Annotated in this window: 14 protein-coding genes and 2 tRNA genes; 11 read left to right on the top strand and 5 right to left on the bottom strand. The window is 62.9% G+C overall.

Annotated elements, in window-relative coordinates; genetic code table 11:
* Complete coding sequence (locus EYF70_RS22390; protein WP_165497767.1) at positions 1–1,035, bottom strand: acyltransferase family protein; 1,035 nt, start codon at positions 1,033–1,035, stop codon at positions 1–3.
* On the opposite strand from EYF70_RS22390, the gene EYF70_RS22385 reads away from it, so the two are divergent.
* Together EYF70_RS22385 and EYF70_RS22380 are read left to right on the top strand one after the other, a co-directional pair.
* Entirely contained in the window at positions 1,034–1,687 is a 654-nt protein-coding gene (locus EYF70_RS22385) for a Rap1a/Tai family immunity protein (RefSeq protein ID WP_165497766.1), read from the top strand. The genes EYF70_RS22390 and EYF70_RS22385 overlap by 2 nt on opposite strands.
* Complete coding sequence (locus EYF70_RS22380; protein ID WP_131147368.1) at positions 1,684–2,151, top strand: T6SS effector amidase Tae4 family protein; 468 nt, start codon at positions 1,684–1,686, stop codon at positions 2,149–2,151. Before EYF70_RS22385 ends, EYF70_RS22380 begins: the two co-directional genes overlap by 4 nt.
* A 60-nt stretch (positions 2,152–2,211) precedes the next feature.
* Here the strand turns inward: EYF70_RS22380 and EYF70_RS22375 are convergent.
* The 4 genes from EYF70_RS22375 to EYF70_RS22360 all read right to left on the bottom strand — a co-directional run bounded on the left by EYF70_RS22375 (position 2,212) and on the right by EYF70_RS22360 (position 5,853).
* Positions 2,212–2,287, bottom strand: a tRNA-His gene (locus EYF70_RS22375).
* A gap of 324 nt (positions 2,288–2,611) precedes the next feature.
* Positions 2,612–3,448 (bottom strand): glutamate racemase, encoded by an 837-nt coding sequence (murI, locus tag EYF70_RS22370; protein ID WP_131147367.1) that lies wholly within the window; start codon positions 3,446–3,448, stop codon positions 2,612–2,614.
* A 241-nt stretch (positions 3,449–3,689) separates the two neighbouring features.
* A complete protein-coding gene (locus tag EYF70_RS22365) occupies positions 3,690–5,219 on the bottom strand; it encodes a fumarate hydratase (RefSeq protein ID WP_131147366.1) in 1,530 nt (509 codons plus the stop codon).
* 25 nt (positions 5,220–5,244) lie between these two features.
* Complete coding sequence (locus EYF70_RS22360) at positions 5,245–5,853, bottom strand: TIGR00645 family protein (RefSeq protein WP_131147365.1); 609 nt, start codon at positions 5,851–5,853, stop codon at positions 5,245–5,247.
* Between the two features lie 278 nt (positions 5,854–6,131).
* Here EYF70_RS22360 and EYF70_RS22355 point away from each other — a divergent pair, with 278 nt between their 5' ends.
* The 9 genes from EYF70_RS22355 to EYF70_RS22315 all read left to right on the top strand — a co-directional run bounded on the left by EYF70_RS22355 (position 6,132) and on the right by EYF70_RS22315 (position 17,916).
* A complete protein-coding gene (locus EYF70_RS22355; RefSeq protein WP_131147364.1) occupies positions 6,132–7,700 on the top strand; it encodes a methyl-accepting chemotaxis protein in 1,569 nt (522 codons plus the stop codon).
* A gap of 167 nt (positions 7,701–7,867) precedes the next feature.
* Positions 7,868–9,865 carry an acetate--CoA ligase gene (gene acs, locus EYF70_RS22350; protein WP_131147363.1) on the top strand — a complete coding sequence of 666 codons (1,998 nt, stop codon included), beginning with the start codon at positions 7,868–7,870 and terminating at the stop codon, positions 9,863–9,865.
* 533 nt (positions 9,866–10,398) lie between these two features.
* Positions 10,399–10,489: transfer RNA gene (locus EYF70_RS22345), tRNA-Ser, on the top strand.
* A 682-nt stretch (positions 10,490–11,171) separates the two neighbouring features.
* Positions 11,172–12,452 carry a sensor histidine kinase gene (locus EYF70_RS22340; protein ID WP_131147362.1) on the top strand — a complete coding sequence of 427 codons (1,281 nt, stop codon included), beginning with the start codon at positions 11,172–11,174 and terminating at the stop codon, positions 12,450–12,452.
* 184 nt (positions 12,453–12,636) lie between these two features.
* Entirely contained in the window at positions 12,637–13,503 is an 867-nt protein-coding gene (locus EYF70_RS22335; protein ID WP_131147361.1) for an STAS domain-containing protein, read from the top strand.
* A gap of 7 nt (positions 13,504–13,510) precedes the next feature.
* Positions 13,511–13,867, top strand: a complete 357-nt coding sequence (locus EYF70_RS22330) for an STAS domain-containing protein (RefSeq protein ID WP_131147360.1) — start codon at positions 13,511–13,513, stop codon at positions 13,865–13,867.
* A gap of 19 nt (positions 13,868–13,886) precedes the next feature.
* Positions 13,887–14,303 carry an anti-sigma regulatory factor gene (locus EYF70_RS22325; protein ID WP_229420507.1) on the top strand — a complete coding sequence of 139 codons (417 nt, stop codon included), beginning with the start codon at positions 13,887–13,889 and terminating at the stop codon, positions 14,301–14,303.
* Between the two features lie 463 nt (positions 14,304–14,766).
* A complete protein-coding gene (locus EYF70_RS22320; protein WP_165497765.1) occupies positions 14,767–16,476 on the top strand; it encodes a sensor histidine kinase in 1,710 nt (569 codons plus the stop codon).
* A gap of 189 nt (positions 16,477–16,665) precedes the next feature.
* Positions 16,666–17,916: an IS256 family transposase gene (locus EYF70_RS22315; RefSeq protein WP_131149273.1), complete on the top strand. Its 1,251-nt coding sequence runs from the start codon at positions 16,666–16,668 to the stop codon at positions 17,914–17,916.
* The last annotated feature ends 364 nt before the right edge of the window (positions 17,917–18,280 follow it).

The raw sequence follows: 18,280 nt of genomic DNA, 5'->3' as shown, positions 1-18,280 counted from the left end.
TCAGGCGGCGGCGCGGTCGGCTTCGTGAGGAACGGCGGGCGCTGCCGGGCGCTTGAACTTGAGTGCCGGTTTTTCGATGGCGAACCAGCTGGCGGCGCCCAGCGCCAGGGCGGCCGGGGCGGCGATGGCGAACACCAGCCATGGCGACATGCCGGGGAAATACCAGACCAGCAGTTTCTGGATCGGCCAGGCGTACAGGTAAGTGCCGTACGAAACGTCCGGCAATGCGTTGAACCGGTTCAGGAATGCCGACGGTTTCTTGGCCAGGTAGATCAGCGCATAGCAGCCGCCGGTGGCCAGCGCCAGTTCGCTCGCGCTCCACGAGAACATGCAGACGATCACGGCCGCCGTCACGGCAATGGCGACGCGGCCATCCAGGCGGATCTTGTCACGGTAGATGTAGAAGCAGCCGCCGGTCAGGAAGAAGCTGGGCAGCCGCAGCAAGCCCACGTCGAAATGCACGACTTTCGACAGGGCCAGGGCGCCGAGGACGGCCAGCGTCATCGCCAGCCAGAAGTGGCGGATTCGCAGCGCGCCGGTGAGTCCCGCTGCCAGCACCAGCAGGTAGCAGGCGAATTCGTACGAGATCGTCCACATCGACAGATTTACCTTCGGCAGCGGCGTGCCCTGGAAGACCGGCGGTACCACGGGCGCCTGCAGCAGCAGTGCCCCGCTGGCGAAAGCGCCGATATCGAATGCGGTGAAATACGCGGCGGCGTCGGCACCCAGCGGCCCGACCAGCAGGGCGGAGATCACGCTCGCCACCAGGAAGCCAGGATAGATCCGCAACATGCGGCTGCGCAGGAACTGCTTCGCGCTGGGAGCGAGATCCCAGCTCTGCACGATCAGGTAGCCACTGAGCACGAAGAACGCGTCGACTGCGGCGAACCCGAGCGGGATCGTGTCGAACAGGCACATCAGCGGCTCGCGATGGTTGTCGCCATCGGTCAGTTCGGGGGAGTGGGACAGGATGACGCACAGCGCCAGGATCAACCGGATCAGGTTGAAGTTGTTTTGCCGATCGGGCTGCGCCATGGGACCCTCCATTTTTCCGCTGCACAAGTATGCAGGAAAAATGGCATTGGATGTATTTATGGCAACTACCAACAAGCACGAAAACAACAAAACCGGACTTCCGCATTGCTTTGTCGGATGGCTTCGAGCCGACGCAAACAATGGAGCTAATCGCGGTAGCAAACTTTGTACAGCCAGTTTCGGAGACATTCGCATGCGTCCCTCGCCACCGCCAGCCCACCAGGGTTTCTTCTTGCAGCAGTTGCTCCCATCCCATCAGTTCCAGGCTGTCCTCAGATTCAAAGAGGCTGCGCTACTCATCATTTCGGGCTTCGTTGCATTGTCCCCCAGCGTTGCACATGCCCAATCCCCATACGCCTACACGCTGACCGGAGACCGATTCGTTCAAATGATAGGCAGCACCAAGTCACTTGATAGCTACGAATACACCTTGCGCGAAAAGGCTTACAGCTACCTCGACGGCGTGCGGGATGGCACGGAGGGCCGTGACTGGTGCGATGTAAATCAGTTGAAAACACCAGATCTTGCATATGAACTCGCCGCTGACTTGGCCAGACTTCCTGCTGCAGAGCGAAAGAAAAACGCGTCGATTCTCCTGCTCGATCTGCTGCGTCGCAGATTTCCGTGTCCCGTCAAAGGAGGTAATCCATGAAGCCGTCGTTCAATCAGGTGGAACAGAATTTCCCGCAGAGCGAAAAACGCGAGGCGCTGTATGAGGAAATCGGCTGGTCCGATTTGACCAGCAACCCTGCTTTCTACGATACATGTGCGATCCGGATGAGCGTGGCCTTACTTCGAGCCGGCGTGAGGCTGCCGGGAGCAAGGATGGCGGCAAAAAGTGGACGCCTGAAGGGAAAGCGGATTGAACCCGGACAAGGGAAGCTCTCACAGATCCTGAAGCGGATCTGGGGAAATCCTGAAGTGTACAAGGGCGAGCAGGCTGCCAGGGATGGTATCGGCAGACGAGCCGGCGTTGCTTCGTTCTTCCGTATTCACGGCACGCCGAACAGCGGTGGCCACATCGACCTGGTTCTGCCCGCCGCGAGCGGGTTTCCCGTGTGCGCCCGCACCTGCTTCTTCGGCGCGATGGAGGTTTGGTTCTGGCCGTTGAAGTAACGGGATGCAAAACAAAAAAGGCCACATGCCGGAGCAGGTGACCTTCTTCATTGAATTCGGTGGGGTGGCTGATGGGGCTCGAACCCACGACAACAGGAATCACAATCCTGGACTCTACCAACTGAGCTACAGCCACCACTGAACTACGTTTTCTGTTTCGCCAGTAGCGCAACAGAGGCCGCATTATACAAGGCCGATTGGCATCTGGCAAACCCCTATTTCCCGGAAAGTTTCCAAAAACCGGGGTCAGACCCCGGTTTGAGGAAATATTTCCGCGGAATAAGCAAAAAACCGGTGACAGGCTCCGATTATTGTTGAAATCGGAGCCTGTCACCGGTTTTTCGGCACCGAGTGCCGGCGATGTCAGGCGACGTCGACGGCTTCAGAAATGATGACTGTCACCGTTTTTCTGGAAATGTTTCCCGGAAAATGGTGACTGTCACCGTTTTTCTGGCAACACTCAGGCGACGTCGACGGCTTCGACTTGCGGGGTGAGCGAGAGCAGGGCGCGGAAGGCTTCGGCGAGGACGGCGGCGCTGGCGGTGGTGTAGCCGCGCAGGTGGGGCACGCCAGCGGGACGCAGCATGCCGGCGCCTTCGAGCAGGCGGGCGAGCTGGCGGGCAACGGCGTCGCCGGTGTCGATCAGCGCGATGGGCTGTGTAGTGTGCTTCGCCACCACGTCGCGCATCGCCTGCTCGACGAACGGGTAGTGCGTGCACCCCAGCACCAGCGTATCGGCGCCGGCGTCGAGCAGCGGCACCACGTACTGTTCCAGCAGTGCCATGGTGCCCGCCGAGCCTAGTTGCCCCAGCTCGATCTGGTCGACCAGGCCGATGCACGGCTGCAGCAGGAATTCGGTTTGCGTGGCAGCGGCGATCTGGTCGCGCAGTGTCAGGAGTTTTTCGCTGTGGAGCGTGCGGTCGGTGGCCAGCACGCCGACCTTGCCGGACTTCGTGGCCGCGGCACCGGGCTTCAGGCCCGGTTCCACGCCGACGATCGGCACGCCCGGCCACTGCGTGCGGATGGCCTTGATGGCAGCGACGGTGGCGGTATTGCACGCCACCACCAGCGCCTTGATGCCTTGCCCGAGCAGGAATTCGGTGACAGCCAGCGAGCGCTGGATTATCCATTCCTCTTCGCGGTCACCGTAGGGCGCGCGACCGGAATCGGCGAAGTAGATCAGGTGCTCGTGGGGCAGCTGCGCATGCACGTGGCGCAGTACCGACAGACCGCCCACGCCGGAATCGAAGATGCCGATGGGGGAATCGGCATTGACGGGATGGGTGGGGTGGGTCATCAGGGGCTCCTGGTTCGAGGGATGCGGCGTATCGTGTGTTGGAACTAGTTGGCGCGCCGAATGGCATGCATCCACCCCAAAAGCAGAGTCCGGGGTCAGGAAGGAGTGCTGGCCTGCATGCCAGCACCGTTCCGCAGGCGCGAAGCATGCTTCGCGAAACCCCTGCTTCACCCCGAAGGGTCTGACCCCAGCTCTCCGCCGTTGGGGTGAATGCATGCCAGCCGACCGGCGAGGATAAACCTTAAGCCAGCGCGCCCTCAGCCTTCAGGTTTTCGATCTTCACCGCCCACTCCTTCGGCCCGGTCTGGTGCACCGAAGTACCGGTGGAATCGACAGCCACCGTAACCGGCATGTCCACCACGTCGAACTCGTAGATCGCTTCCATGCCCAGGTCTTCGAAGCCGACCACGCGCGCGTTCTTGATCGCCTTCGACACCAGGTAGGCGGCGCCGCCCACGGCCATCAGGTAAGCCGACTTGTGGCGCTGGATCGATTCGATCGCCACCGGGCCGCGCTCGGCCTTGCCCACCATCGAGATCAGGCCGGTCTTCTCCAGCATCATGTCGGTGAACTTGTCCATGCGGGTCGCCGTGGTCGGGCCGGCCGGGCCGACGACTTCGTCGCCCACCGGATCCACCGGGCCCACGTAATAGATCACGCGGTTGGTGAAGTCCACCGGCAGCGGCTCGCCCTTGGCCAGCATGTCCTGGATGCGCTTGTGCGCGGCATCGCGGCCGGTCAGCATCTTGCCGTTCAGGAGCAGGGTCTGACCCGGCGTCCACGAAGCCACTTCTTCCTTGGTCAGCGTGTTCAGGTCGACGCGCTTCGATTTCTCGGTATCCGGCGCCCACGACACGCTCGGCCAGTCGGACAGCTTCGGCGGCTCGATATAGGCCGGGCCGGAACCATCCAGCACGAAGTGCGCGTGGCGTGTGGCGGCGCAGTTCGGAATCATGGCGACCGGCTTCGATGCAGCGTGCGTCGGGTACATGTTGATCTTCACGTCCAGCACCGTCGTCAGGCCGCCCAGGCCCTGCGCGCCGATGCCCAGCGCGTTGATCTTGTCGCACAGTTCGATGCGCAGCTCTTCGAGCTTGTTCTGCGGGCCGCGCTTCTTCAGCTCGAACATGTCGATGTCTTCCATCAGCGACTCCTTCGCCAGCAGCATGGCCTTCTCGGCGCTGCCGCCGATGCCGATGCCCAGCATGCCCGGCGGGCACCAGCCGGCGCCCATCAGCGGCACGGTCTTCAGCACCCAGTCCACCAGCGAGTCGGAAGGATTCAGCATGACGAACTTGGTCTTGTTCTCGGAGCCGCCGCCTTTCGCAGCCACGCCCACGTCCACCGTATTGCCTTCCACCAGTTCCATGTGCACCACGGCCGGCGTGTTGTCCTTGGTGTTCTTGCGCTCGAAGTGCGGGTCGGCCACGATCGATGCGCGCAGCTTGTTGTCCGCGAAGTTGTACGCGCGGCGCACGCCTTCGTTGACCGCGTCGGTAACGGTACCAGTGAAGCCCTCGAAGCGCACGCCCATGCCGATCTTCAGGAACACGTTGACCATGCCGGTATCCTGGCAGATCGGCCGCTTGCCCTCGGCGCACATGCGCGAGTTGGTCAGGATCTGCGCGATCGCATCCTTGGCGGCCGGGCTCTGCTCGGACTCGTAGGCGCGGCCCAGGTGCTGGATGTAGTCGGCCGGATGGTAATAGCTGATGTACTGCAGCGCTGCGGCCACGGATTCGATCAGGTCTTCTTGCTTGATGATGGTCATGACTGTTCTCTTGCGATTGGCTGGATTAGTGATGCTTGGAACCGTTTTGCGTTCCGGTCATCAGGCGGTCGGTATAGGCGATCGCAATGGCGGACAGCAGGAATGCAATGTGGATAAGGGTTTGCGCCATCAGCGTCTTGGCGTCGTACACCTGGGCGTTGATGAAGGTCTTCAGCAGGTGGATCGACGAGATGCCGATGATCGCCGTGGCCAGCTTCGTCTTCAGCACCGAGGCGTTCACGTGCGACAGCCACTCTGGCTGGTCCGGGTGATCTTCGAGATGCATGCGCGAGACGAAGGTTTCATAGCCGCCCACGATGACCATGATCAGCAGGTTCGAGATCATGACCACGTCGATCAGGCCCAGCACCACCAGCATGATGGTGGTTTCGTTCAGCTTGGTCGGCGGCGCGCCGCCAGGTACCGTCACCGCCTGGATGATGTGATCCAGCGATGCCTGGTTGCCCAGCGCGGCCCCGATCAGATCCTTCAGCTCGACCCAGAAGTGGAACACGTAGACGCACTGCGCCAGGATCAGGCCCAGGTACAGCGGCAGCTGCAGCCAGCGGGACATGAAGATGAAGGAGGCGATGGGGGTAAGGCGGCGTCCGTTGGAATGCTTCGGATCGGTCATCGAATAATGGCTCCGGTGGGTGGTGCGGATAAAAACACCCGACATTCTACACCTGAGCGCACCTTGCCGCAGCTCAAGGCCTGGCCGCCCGCCGCCTCTTTTATGTGCGCTTGTTGCTGAGCCGAAACAAAAATTGTTGTAATGTTTGGTTACGGCAACATCTTCGATTTACAATCTCGCCTTTCGGCCGCTGCCCATCCCCCTGCAGCTCTCGCCGGCATGCACTTCGCGACATGGCCCTGTCCCCGCCGCCCGCGCCAACTCCGGAAAAACAACAAATGTTCAACAACCTGAAAATCGGCACCCGCATCAGCATGGTGCTGGGTGTGCTGGTCTTCCTGCTGCTCGTGGTGAGCGGCCTCTCCATGCAAGGCGTCGCGCGCAACAACGAAGGCATCCGCGACCTGAAAAACAGCAGCGCCGGCCTGGTGGCCGCGCAGAACGCCATGTGGGAACTGCGCTTCGGCGTGGCCAACTTCATGACGGCCAACGAGCAGGGCCGCGCCAAGATCCTGGGCGACGAGCAGAAATGGGCCGGCATCATCGAGGACAACCTCAAGCTCTACGAAGCACTGCCGCACTCGGACGAAGAGAAGGCCGGCCTGGCGCAGCTGCGGGATTCGTATGCCAAGTACTTCGCCTCGCGCCCGCGCTGGTTCGAACTGTATTCGGCCGGCCAGACCGAGGAAGCCGCCGAATGGCGCGCCAATAACACCAACAAGTTCGGCGCCGCCACCGTGAAGGGCTTCAAGTCGCTGATCGAAATGCAGGAGAAGCGCGCCAGCGAGGAAGTGGACCGCCTGCTGGCCGCCAACGCCGCCAACCGCAACGAGATGATCGTGGCGGTGCTGCTGGCGATCGCCATTTCCGTGGCGGCCGGCTACCGCGTGGTGCGCTCGGTCACGCTGCCGCTGCGCGATGCGCTGCACCTGGCTGAAACGGTCAGCAAGGGCGACCTGACGAGCCGTGTGACGGTGCGCAGCAACGACGAGATCGGCCAGCTGATGCGCGCGCTGCAGGACATGAACGACAGCCTGGTGCGCATCGTTTCCGAGGTGCGCAGCGGTACCGATACCATTGCCACCGCGTCGAGCGAGATCGCCGCCGGCAACCTGAACCTGTCGCAGCGCACCGAGAACCAGGCCGGCTCGCTGCAGCACAGCGCCGCCTCGATGGGCGAGCTGACGACGACCGTGCGCCAGAACGCCGACAACGCGCGCCAGGCCAACCAGCTGGCCCAGTCGGCTTCCGACGTGGCTGTGAAGGGCGGCGCCGTGATCGGCGAAGTCGTCTCGACGATGGATGCGATCAATGCGTCGGCCCGCAAGATCGTCGACATCATCGGCGTGATCGACGGCATCGCCTTCCAGACCAACATCTTGGCGCTGAACGCCGCCGTGGAAGCAGCCCGCGCGGGTGAACAGGGCCGCGGCTTCGCCGTGGTGGCTTCCGAAGTGCGCAACCTGGCGCAGCGTTCGGCCAGCGCCGCCCGCGAAATCAAGCAACTGATCGGCGACTCCGTGGACAAAGTGGACGCCGGCACACGCCTCGTATCGCAGGCCGGCAGCACGATGAACGACGTGGTGGAAGGCGTGAAGCGCGTCACCGACATCATGGCCGAGATCACCAGCGCCACGGTGGAGCAGAGCGCCGGCATCGAGCAGGTCAATGTGTCGATTGTGCAGATGGACGACATCACCCAGCAGAACGCCGCGCTGGTGGAGCAGGCATCCGCCGCCGCCGCATCGCTGCAGGAACAGGCCGCCGGCCTGGCCCAGGCGGTCTCCGTGTTCCGCCTCGACAGCTCGGCCCCCGCCGGCCGCACGCTGCTGGCGCACCGCAACTGACAGTAACCGTCGCGGTATCCGGGCGGGAGGGCGGCTGCGGCCACCCTCCCGCTTTTTTCATTGTGGGTAGAATGGCAGGACGGTTTGCCGGGCACGCGCCCTGTAAGGGCGTTGTAAGCGCCTCGCCTTACTGTCATGGCAAATAACTACCACGATGGAGACAAAGCATGAACGCAGCTACCGAACAACAAGGTCAGCAGGGCCTCGGCGAAACACGCGTGTTCAACCCGCCCGCGGCCTTCACGGCCAACGCCGCCGTATCCGGCATGGAAGCGTATAACGCGCTGGTCGCCGAGGCCGAGCGCGACTACGAAGGCTTCTGGGCCCGCCTGGCGCGGGAAAACGTGGACTGGCAAACGCCGTTCACCCGCACACTGAACGAAGACAACGCGCCGTTCTACAAATGGTTCGAGGACGGCAAGCTGAATGTGTCGTACAACTGCCTGGACCGCAATCTCACCAACGGCAACGCCGACAAGACCGCCATCATCTTCGAGGCGGACGACGGCACCGTCACCAACGTTACCTATAAAGAGCTGCACGCCAAGGTGTGCAAGTTCGCCAACGGCCTGAAATCGCTCGGCATCAAGAAGGGCGACCGCGTGGTGATCTACATGAGCATGTCCGTCGAGGGCGTGGCCGCGATGCAGGCCTGCGCCCGCATCGGCGCCACGCACTCCGTGGTGTTCGGCGGCTTCTCGGCGAAGAGCCTGCAGGAGCGCATCATCGACGCCGGCGCCGTGGCCGTGATCACCGCCGACGAGCAATCGCGGGGCGGCAAGCAGCTGCCACTGAAAGCCATCGTCGACGAAGCGCTGGCCATGGGCGGCTGCGACACCATTAAGAACGTCGTCGTCTACAAGCGCACCGGCGGCAACATCGCCTTCACCGAAGGGCGCGACATCTGGCTGTCCGACCTGGTGGACAACCAGGCCGCCGAATGCGAGCCGGAATGGGTGGAAGCGGAGCACCCGCTGTTCATCCTGTACACCAGCGGTTCCACCGGCACCCCGAAGGGCGTGCAGCACGCCACCGGCGGCTACCTGCTGTGGGCCGCGCTGACGATGAAGTGGTCCTTCGACATCAAGCCCAGCGACGTGTACTGGTGCACCGCCGACATCGGCTGGGTCACCGGCCACACCTACATCGCCTACGGCCCCACGGCGGTCGGCGCCACGCAGGTGATCTTCGAAGGCGTTCCAACCTTCCCGCACGCCGGCCGTTTCTGGGAAACCGTGCAAAAGCACAAGGTGACGATCTTCTACACGGCCCCGACCGCGATCCGCTCGCTGATCAAGGCATCGGACGCCGACGAGAAAGTGCACCCGAAGAGTTTCGACCTGTCGTCGCTGCGCCTGCTGGGCACCGTGGGCGAACCGATCAATCCGGAAGCGTGGATGTGGTACTACCGGAACGTGGGCCGCGAAGCCTGCCCGATCGTCGACACCTTCTGGCAAACCGAAACCGGCGGCCACATGATCACGCCGCTGCCGGGCGCCACGCCGATGGTGCCGGGCTCCTGCACGCTGCCGCTGCCGGGCATCATGGCCGCCATCGTGGACGAATCCGGTGCCGACGTGCCGAACGGGCAGGGCGGCATCCTGGTGGTGAAGCGCCCATGGCCTTCGATGATCCGCACCATCTGGAACAACCCGGACCGTTTCAAGGCCGGCTACTTCCCCGAAGAACTGGGCGGCAAATACTACCTGGCCGGCGACGGCGCGATCCGCAACAAGGACACCGGCTACTTCACCATCACCGGCCGCATCGACGACGTGCTGAACGTTTCCGGCCACCGGATGGGCACGATGGAAATCGAATCCGCCCTGGTCGCCAATCCGCTGGTCGCCGAAGCTGCCGTGGTCGGCAAGCCGGACGACACCACGGGCGAATCGATCTGCGCCTTCGTCGTGCTGAAGCAGGCCCGGCCTACGGGTGAGGATGCCAAGCGCATCGCCGCCGAACTGCGCACGTGGGTGGGCAAGGAGATCGGGCCGATTGCCAAGCCGAAGGAGATCCGGTTTGGGGACAACCTGCCGAAGACGCGTTCCGGCAAGATCATGCGGCGCCTTCTCCGCGTGCTCGCCAAGGGGGAGAGCATTACGCAAGACGTCTCCACTTTGGAAAACCCGGCAATCCTCGAGCAGCTCAAGGAAACCGCCTAAGCCTGCGGCTGATGCCATGGGGTCTGACCCTGCGGGGCATTGCAGGGGTTTCGCGGAGCACTGCTCCGTGCCTGCAATGCGGCGCTGGCCTGCAGGCCAGCGCTCCTTCCTGTCCTTAGCTTTTGCTTCTTGGGTTGCTGTCTGGTCCCGCTACCTAGACGCCAGGGGAAAGGCACCGGTTCTCGCGGTTGGTGCCTGTCCCCGGTTCTTCAGCCATCGGCCTTCGTGATTCCGGGTTGCTCTTGCTTTTGGTCTTCAGGCCTGTCCGCAGCCTTTGCTTGGGGCAGTTGGGTTCCTCCGCACACCCGTAGCGCCAGGGGACTGGCACCGGTTCTCGCGTTTGGTGCCTGTCCCCGGTTCTTTAGCCCGCAGCGGTCGCGATCCCGGATTGCCCTTGTCCTTGGGTTTGACAGTTGTGCGCCCGTGAGCCCGCAACGGAACGCTTGACCACGCCCGTCCCTTTCCGAGAAAAAACTTTGCACTCTACAGGCCACCTGCTATAATCTGCGCCTCTCGCAACGCGGGAGAATGCAGGAGAGATGGATGAGTGGTTTAAGTCGCACGCCTGGAAAGCGTGTTTAGGTTCATAGCCTAACGGGGGTTCGAATCCCCCTCTCTCCGCCAGGAATACAGAAAAAAGCCACCCCCGGGTGGCTTTTTTCATTCCTGCGGAGAGAAGCAGGGCCCCTGCGGGCCCTGCGCGGGGGATTCGAAGGGCGCACGCGTCCACGCGCAGCCCTGTCCGAATCGCCACTTTGTCGTTGAGGTGCTGTCGCCCGCCTGCGGGCGACAGCACCTCAACGGCGTCGCGCGCCAAGGGCGCGCGTCGTCACCCCATTCAATCCTCACGCGATCCCCGGTCCCCGGGGAAACCATCCGCATGCGCTCCCTGGTCCCCAGGGAACCCGATCCTCACGCGCTCCCCGGTCCCCGGGAAACCCGGTCCTCATGGGCTCCCTGGTCCCCAGGGATACCAAAGCTCGCGCCCTCCTTGGTCCCCAGGGAACCCAATCCCCATGCGCTCCCTGGCCCCCAGGGAAACCAACCCTCACGCGCTCCCTGGTCCCCAAGGAACCCAACCCTCACGCGCCCCTGGTCCCCACGGAACCAACCCTCACACACTACCCGGTCCGCAGCGTAACGCCCCCTCAGCCACGCATCCAAGCGCCCAAACATCACCACAGCCAGCTCATCAGCACCAACCGCCAACAGCGAAGTTGTCGACATCTCGCAGCATCCTCACGCTAGAATGCGTTGATTCAGATCACTTCTGCGACCCGCCGTCGCCAGCCCAGCCCCCCCACCTATGCTAACCGTTGAACTCCTCAATGAATTTGATGTCTTTTCCGCACGCCAGCGCGCCTTGCAGGTCGCGGCGATCTGCGGCTTCAGTTCGTTGAACCAGGTGAGGCTCGGCACCATCGTTTCCGATATCGTTCGCAGCGTGGTCTCGTCCGGTGCCGTGGGCACCCTGCAGTTCAGCCTGGGCGGCGCGATGCCGTCGACACGCCTGGGGATCTCCATCGCGACGGGAACCGCGAACCCCCTCGACCGCAGCGCCCTGGCCGAGCCGCTGCGCCTCGCCAACGATTGGGCCGATACCATCGACTACGACCAGGCAGGCGGCTCCATCGTCATGTGGCGGGAGTGTCCCGCCAGCAGTTCGCTGACCAGGGATTCCTTCGCGACCGGACTTGCCAAGGTGGATGCCTCCACGGCCGATATCCGCCGGGGATCCGCCCTTCGCCAGGACCCCTTGCATCAAAAGATCGCCGGTCTCACCGCGGACAACTCGGTCCTGGCGGCACGCGCCGACATGCTCGAACGGCAGGCTCGCCAGTTCGAAGAGCGCCAGTTGAGCAATGAGGCGCGCTATGCCGCGGCCGTGAAGGCCGATGCGCAGAAGGGCGAGTTTCTCGCCGTCCTGGCCCACGAGCTGCGAAGCCCGCTGTCCGCGGTCAACGGCGCCGCCGACCTGCTGATCAACGCGCGCCACCTCGACGCCGCACGCATCGCCGGCATCGGCAGGCTCGTCAAGCGTCAGGTGGGGTACATGAGCCGCCTTGCCGAAGACCTGCTCGATGTCTCCCGTTTCGAACGCGGGACGATGGCGCTCGGGCGCGAAGTCGTCGACCTGGACCAAGTGACAGAGGCGGCGATCGAGCAGGTGGGGGCGCTGATCGCCGCGAAGGTCCAGGCCGTGCGGATGGTCGCATGCGCCGACGCCGTCGTCATCGGCGACCGCACGCGATTGACCCAGGTGATGAGCAATCTGTTGTCCAACGCCAGCCGATATTCGCCTTCCGGCAGCGAAATCCGCATCCGCCTGGCCATCGACGGGGAGCACGCGATCGTTGAAATCGCCGACGACGGCATCGGCATCGATCCGCAGCTGATTCCCACCATGTTCGACCTGTATGTCCAGGCCGACCTGGCGGCGGCCGCCCGCGACAGTGGCCTGGGCCTTGGACTGGCACTCGTCAAGCGGCTGGTCGAGGCCCATGCCGGCACGGTGTCCGCGCGCAGCGACGGAAAAGATGCCGGCAGCACTTTCTCGGTGCGGCTGCCCCGTCATCGCGGGCAATAGGTTCCGCCACCTCACCGCCATCCTTCCAAGCACTGAAGCGGTATCCCACGCCCGGGATGCCGCCTTTGTCGTCAGCCGCCGAACATTCCGGCCTATTCGCGACGATTAATGCATTGATAACTTATTTCTGTGTGATACTGGATAAGCCACTCACCAGTGGTTCGGCAATAACCCAGGAGAATGCATGAGCATGGCAACGACAGGCCTATTGGCCAAAACCCTCAACGAACACCAGGCAGCCTTGCTGGAGGTGTGGCTGGGCGGCATGCTGTCCCGCATGGTCCGCCGGGACAAAGTGGCCGAAGGGGAGATCCGCCAGCAGGCCACGCGATTCCTGCCGGAAGTTGCGGCCACGCTGGAGAAGAGCCAGAACCATGAATTCGACTCGCCCGCCTGGGCGGAGGTGCGCCAGACATTGGCCGAGATCTCCCTGGGGCGTGTGCGCCAGGGTTATTCGTCGACCGACACGGCCGCGTTCATCTTTTCCCTGAAAGAACCGCTATTCGCGGTGCTGCGCCAAACCATGGCGCATGATCCGGACACGATGACCGCCGTGCTGACGGAAGCCGGCACGCTGTTCGACCGCATGGGCCTGTTCACGGTGGAAGAGTACCAGCGCGGCCGCGAAAGCGTGATCATGCGCCAGCAGCAGGAATTGCTGGAACTGTCCACGCCGGTCGTGCAGCTGTGGAAGGACGTGCTGGCGCTGCCGCTGATCGGCACGCTGGACAGTGCGCGCACGCAGGTGGTGATGGAAAACCTGCTGCAGAAGATCATCGAGACCGGCGCATCGATCGCGATCATCGACATCACCGGCGTGCCGACCGTCGACACGCTGGTAGCGCAGCACCTGCTGAAGACGGTGGCCGCCGCGCGCCTGATGGGCGCGGACTGCATCATCAGCGGCATCCGCCCGCAGATCGCGCAGACCATCGTGCACCTGGGCGTGAACCTGGAAGAAGTGACCACGAAAGCCACGCTGGCCGATGCGTTCCTGGTCGCCCTGAAACGCGTGGGCGCCACCGTGACGCGCGCCGAACAGTCCTTCTGAGGTGGCGATGGAGCATATCCCCATCCTGAAAATGGGCAACCTGCTGCTGGTCACGATCCAGGTCGACATGCACGACCGGCTCGCGATGACGCTGCAGGACGACCTGACCTCGCGCATCGTCAAGGACCAGGCGAACGGGGTGCTGATCGACATCTCGGCGCTGGACATCGTCGATTCGTTCATCGGCAGGATGATCAGCAATACCGCGGCGATGGCGCGCATCCTCGATGCACGCACGGTGCTGGTCGGCATGCAGCCGGCCGTGGCCATCACCCTCGTCGAGCTGGGTCTCACGCTGCACGGCGTGCAGACCGCACTGAACGTTGAAAAAGGCATCGCGCTGCTGCAGCGAACAGCCACTTGACCCCCGAGACAGGCGATCTTTGAGCCATACAGACGCCGATACGCAACACCTGTCACTCCGCTCCGACGAGGATGTGGTGCGCTTACGCCAGTGCGTTCGCGAACTGATGATCGCCGCGGGTTTTTCGCTCCTCGAGCAGACCAAGATGATCACCGCCGCCAGCGAACTGGCGCGCAATACGCTGCGCTATGGCGGCGGCGGGGAAGCTCACGTACGGCGGCTCCTCACCGGTTCGCGCAAGGGAATCGGCCTCGCGTTCATCGACCAGGGACCCGGCATCGCCGATATCGATCTCGCCCTGACCGAAGGTTTTACGACCCGTGGCGGGATGGGCGTGGGACTGTCCGGCGCCAGGCGGCTGGCGGACGAATTCGATATCGCATCAGCCCCCGGCCAGGGCACCACGGTGCAGATCAGCAAATGGAAGTCGTTCTAGCGGATCGGTCGACGGCGCCAACGCCGCCGGCCGGTTCGCGTCGGTTACTTTAAAGGGCAGCGCGGCCCGTCTGCCCGGGCTGCTACCTCGACAGGCCACTGGCCATCGTCCAGCACTTCCCGTATTCCCAATACCTGAAGTTACACAGGGCGCTCGTCCTACGAAGGCTGGTGTCTCCGTCCCACGCCGGACGGCATCAGTCTGCTCGTCCGCTGTCTATACTGGTTAAAAGTGACTCAGCCCGGGAATTGCGATGCACCGAGCCGGTGATCGATCGATAACACGGGAGGAGATATCAACAAACCATGTATGTACACACCATCCCAGGTGATGGCCGTTGAAGAACACCATGACGCCGCCACCATGCTCGCCGAGCTTGTGCGATGGCCGGGCTGCAAGGTGGTGGCCCACGATGGCTTGCACGCGCTTGCGCGATTGCTGCCTCGCCCGACACTGGTCCATCGTGGACGCTGACCAGTACGACGAAACCGAGCGTCTTGCCATACTCGATTCCTACGACATCCTCGACACACCTGCGGAGCAGGCCTTCGACGACGTCGTCAAGCTCGCCAGCCAGCTGCTCGATGCGCCGATCGCCGCCGTCAACCTGATTGCCAAGGATCGGCAGTGGTTTAAGTCGGAAGTGGGCCTCGGCACCCGCGAGATGCCGCTCGACGATTCGATCTGCAAGTTCGCATTGCTGGAGGCCGAGCAGATGATCGTGCCCGATACGCGGGAGGATGCGCGCTTCGCCCGCAATCCCTTGGTGACCGGCGAGCCGGGCTTGCGGTTCTACGCCGGCCAGTTGTTGAAAACCAAGGCGGGCATCCCGTTGGGTACCTTGTGCGTGCTCGACCTGGAACCGCGGCCGCATGGCTTGACGCCGCAGCAGCAGTTCGTGCTGGCCACGCTCGCCCAGCAGATCATGAGCCAGATCGAGTTGCGCAAGGTGGTGAAGGACCAGGCGGTGCTGATCGCCCGGCAGGCACAGATCCAGCGCGAACTGCGCGAGAGCCAGCTGCGTTCCCTGGAGGTGTCCCACCAGGCCGAAGCCGAGCGCAGGCGCACCGACGCGCTGCTGGAGGCCGCGCCCGTCGGCATTGTCATCGCCGATGCCAACGGCGTGATCGTCAAGATGAACGCGGAGAATCGCAGGATGCTGGGAGTGGACCCCGAGGCCACCGACCTCGGGCCGGGTCAGCCATGGCGGGGCTGGTGGGCCGATGGCTCGGCACGGCACGGACAGCCGCTTGCGGCACATGAATGGTCGCTGGCGCGGGCCCTGCTTGGCGAGGAATCGCCCCGCCAGGTGATCGAGATCGCACCATTCGATGCGGCCACGCCCCGCCGCACCGTGCTCAATTCTGGCCGCCCGGTGCGCGACGAGACCGGCGCGATCATCGGCGCCGTCATCGCGCAGATGGATATCACGGACCGTGTCGACGCCGAGAGCGCGCTGCGCACGGCGGACCAGAAGAAAGACGAGTTTCTTGCCATGCTCGCGCATGAGCTCCGGAACCCGCTCGCACCGATCATGTCGGCATCCGCCATCCTGTCCAACTTCCACTTCGACGAGGGCGTCGTGCGGCGTACCGGTGCGATCATCGCCAGGCAGGCCGGGCACATGACCTCGCTGATCAACGACCTGCTCGACGTTTCACGGGTCACGCGCGGCAAGGTGGAACTGGACACCGCGGAACTGAACATCAAGGACGTGATCGCCGACGCCATAGAACAGGTGCGGCCACTCGTCACACGCCACCAGCATCACCTGGATGTGCTGCTCGCGCCTGTGCAGGTGATGGTGAAGGGGGACCGCAAGCGCCTGGTGCAAGTGTTCGCGAACCTGCTCGGGAATGCGGCGAAGTACACGCCGGATGGCGGGCGGATCGAACTGCTTCTCGAGGCGCGGGCCAGGACGGTGATGGTCTCGATCCGGGATAACGGCGTTGGGATGTCCTCAGAACTGATCGATAGTGCGTTTGATCTTTTCTCACAGGGCGTGCAGGGGCTGGATCGGAGCCAGGGTGGGCTGGGGATTGGGCTGGCGCTGGCCAGGAGTCTGGTGCATCTGCATGGCGGGGTGGTCAATGCGAAAAGCGATGGGGCGGGGATGGGGTGTCAGTTGGAGGTGACGTTGCCGCGGGTTGGGGCGGCCGCGTACGGGGGCTGAGCTAAAGTCGACTAACTGGATTAAGTCTTGGGGTGACCCGACAGGGCGCATGCATGCTCGCGCGCCTCTATCCGAGTCGCCACTTGTTGTTAAGGCGCTGCCGCCTGCGGGCGGCGAGAGCCTGTCAGATTTTCTGTGTGGAACGGGGTCATGAAATAATGCCGAAAGGACTGTTCCATGACCGAAGTGATGACCACCAAGAAGCCCAAGAAACAGAAAGCACCATATCTGTTCCCCGTCGAGTTGATCGACCAGTTGCTTGCCCAGGTTGAGAACAAGGACGCTGAGTCGATCCTTGGCGAAAACGGCTTGGCCGGGCAGCTCAAGAAGATGCTGGCCGAGCGCATGCTGTCTGCCGAGTTGAGCCATCATCTGGCGAGCGAGAGCGAAAGCAGCAAAAACCACCGCAACGGCAGCAGCCCGAAAAAGGTGCTTACGCCCGGCGGCGAGCTTAATCTGGACATCCCGCGTGATCGCCTGTCGAGCTTTGAGCCAAAGCTGGTGGCCAAGCACCAGCGACGCATGGCGGGCTTTGACGACCACGTCATCAGCATGTACGCGCGCGGCATGAGCGTGCGGGAGATCCAGGCACATCTGCTCGAGTTGTACGGCACCGAGGTGTCTCACGATCTGATTTCAACCATCACCGACGAGGTGCTCGAGGAGGTCACGCAGTGGCAGCAGCGGCCGCTCGAAGCGATGTACCCGATCGTCTACTTCGACGCCTTGCGCCTGAAAATTCGTGACGAAGGCACGGTAAAGAACAAAGCCGTGTATCTGGCACTGGGCATTTGCGCCGACGGCCGCAAGGAAGTTTTGGGCCTGTGGATAGAGCAAACCGAAGGAGCCAAGTTCTGGCTGAAGGTCTTCAACGAATTGAAAAATCGTGGCCTGGAAGACATCCTGATCGCCGTCGTCGACGGCTTGCGCGGCTTTCCCGAGGCCATCGAGGCCGTATATCCGCAAGCGCAGATCCAGACATGCATCGTGCATCTGATCCGCAACTCGACGACCCTGGCCAGCTGGAAGGACCGCAAAGAGCTTGCAGCGTCTCTTAAGCCTGTCTATCAGGCAGTCAACGCCGAGGCAGCCGAAGCTGCGCTGGACGCGTTTGCGGCCGGTCCATGGGGCATCAAATTCCCGACAGTGGCAGCGATGTGGCGACGCCAGTGGCAGCAGGTGATTCCGTTCTTCGCATACCCGCCAGAGGTGCGCAAAATCATCTACACCACAAATGCTATTGAGAGCTTGCATATGCGCCTTCGGAAGATCGTCAAGAACCGCGGTCATTTTCCGAGCGATGACGCCGCGACCAAACTCCTATTCCTGGCCTTGCGCAATATTGAGAAAGACTGGAAGATGGCGCCGCGTACCTGGAAGCTCGCTGCCAATCAGTTCGCCATCATGTTCGGCGAGCGATTCACCAACGCGATTACCTAACTACGAAATCTGGCCCCGCACACAGAATTTCTGACAGGCCCGGCGGCGACGGTTCAACGGCGTGGCACGCCGCTAGCGCGTTGTGCATTCTGTATAACTGTTTCTTAGCCGCTATGCTTCGCCCATATTGCCGGCTCAACTCAGCCAACATCAAACGTCCGTCTCCTAATGCCGCCCAAGGCAATGCATGCCTTTATGGATGCGCTGGAGGCCCACCAGACTATGAGTACCCAGGCATTGGGGTCAGAAAGGGGTCGCGAAGGCTTGCGAGACATCCTGCTTGAGCCTGCGCAGCTTTATGAGGCATTGCGTGCTAAATTGGACGGCGGCTCGGCGGCGCAACAGTGAACACTCCGTCGCAAAT

Origin of the sequence: Pseudoduganella albidiflava (genome assembly GCF_004322755.1) — a bacterium.
Classification (GTDB): domain Bacteria; phylum Pseudomonadota; class Gammaproteobacteria; order Burkholderiales; family Burkholderiaceae_D; genus Rugamonas; species Rugamonas albidiflava.
The sequence above is the reverse complement of the archived record's forward strand: the minus strand, read 5'-3'. Positions and strand labels throughout refer to the sequence as shown.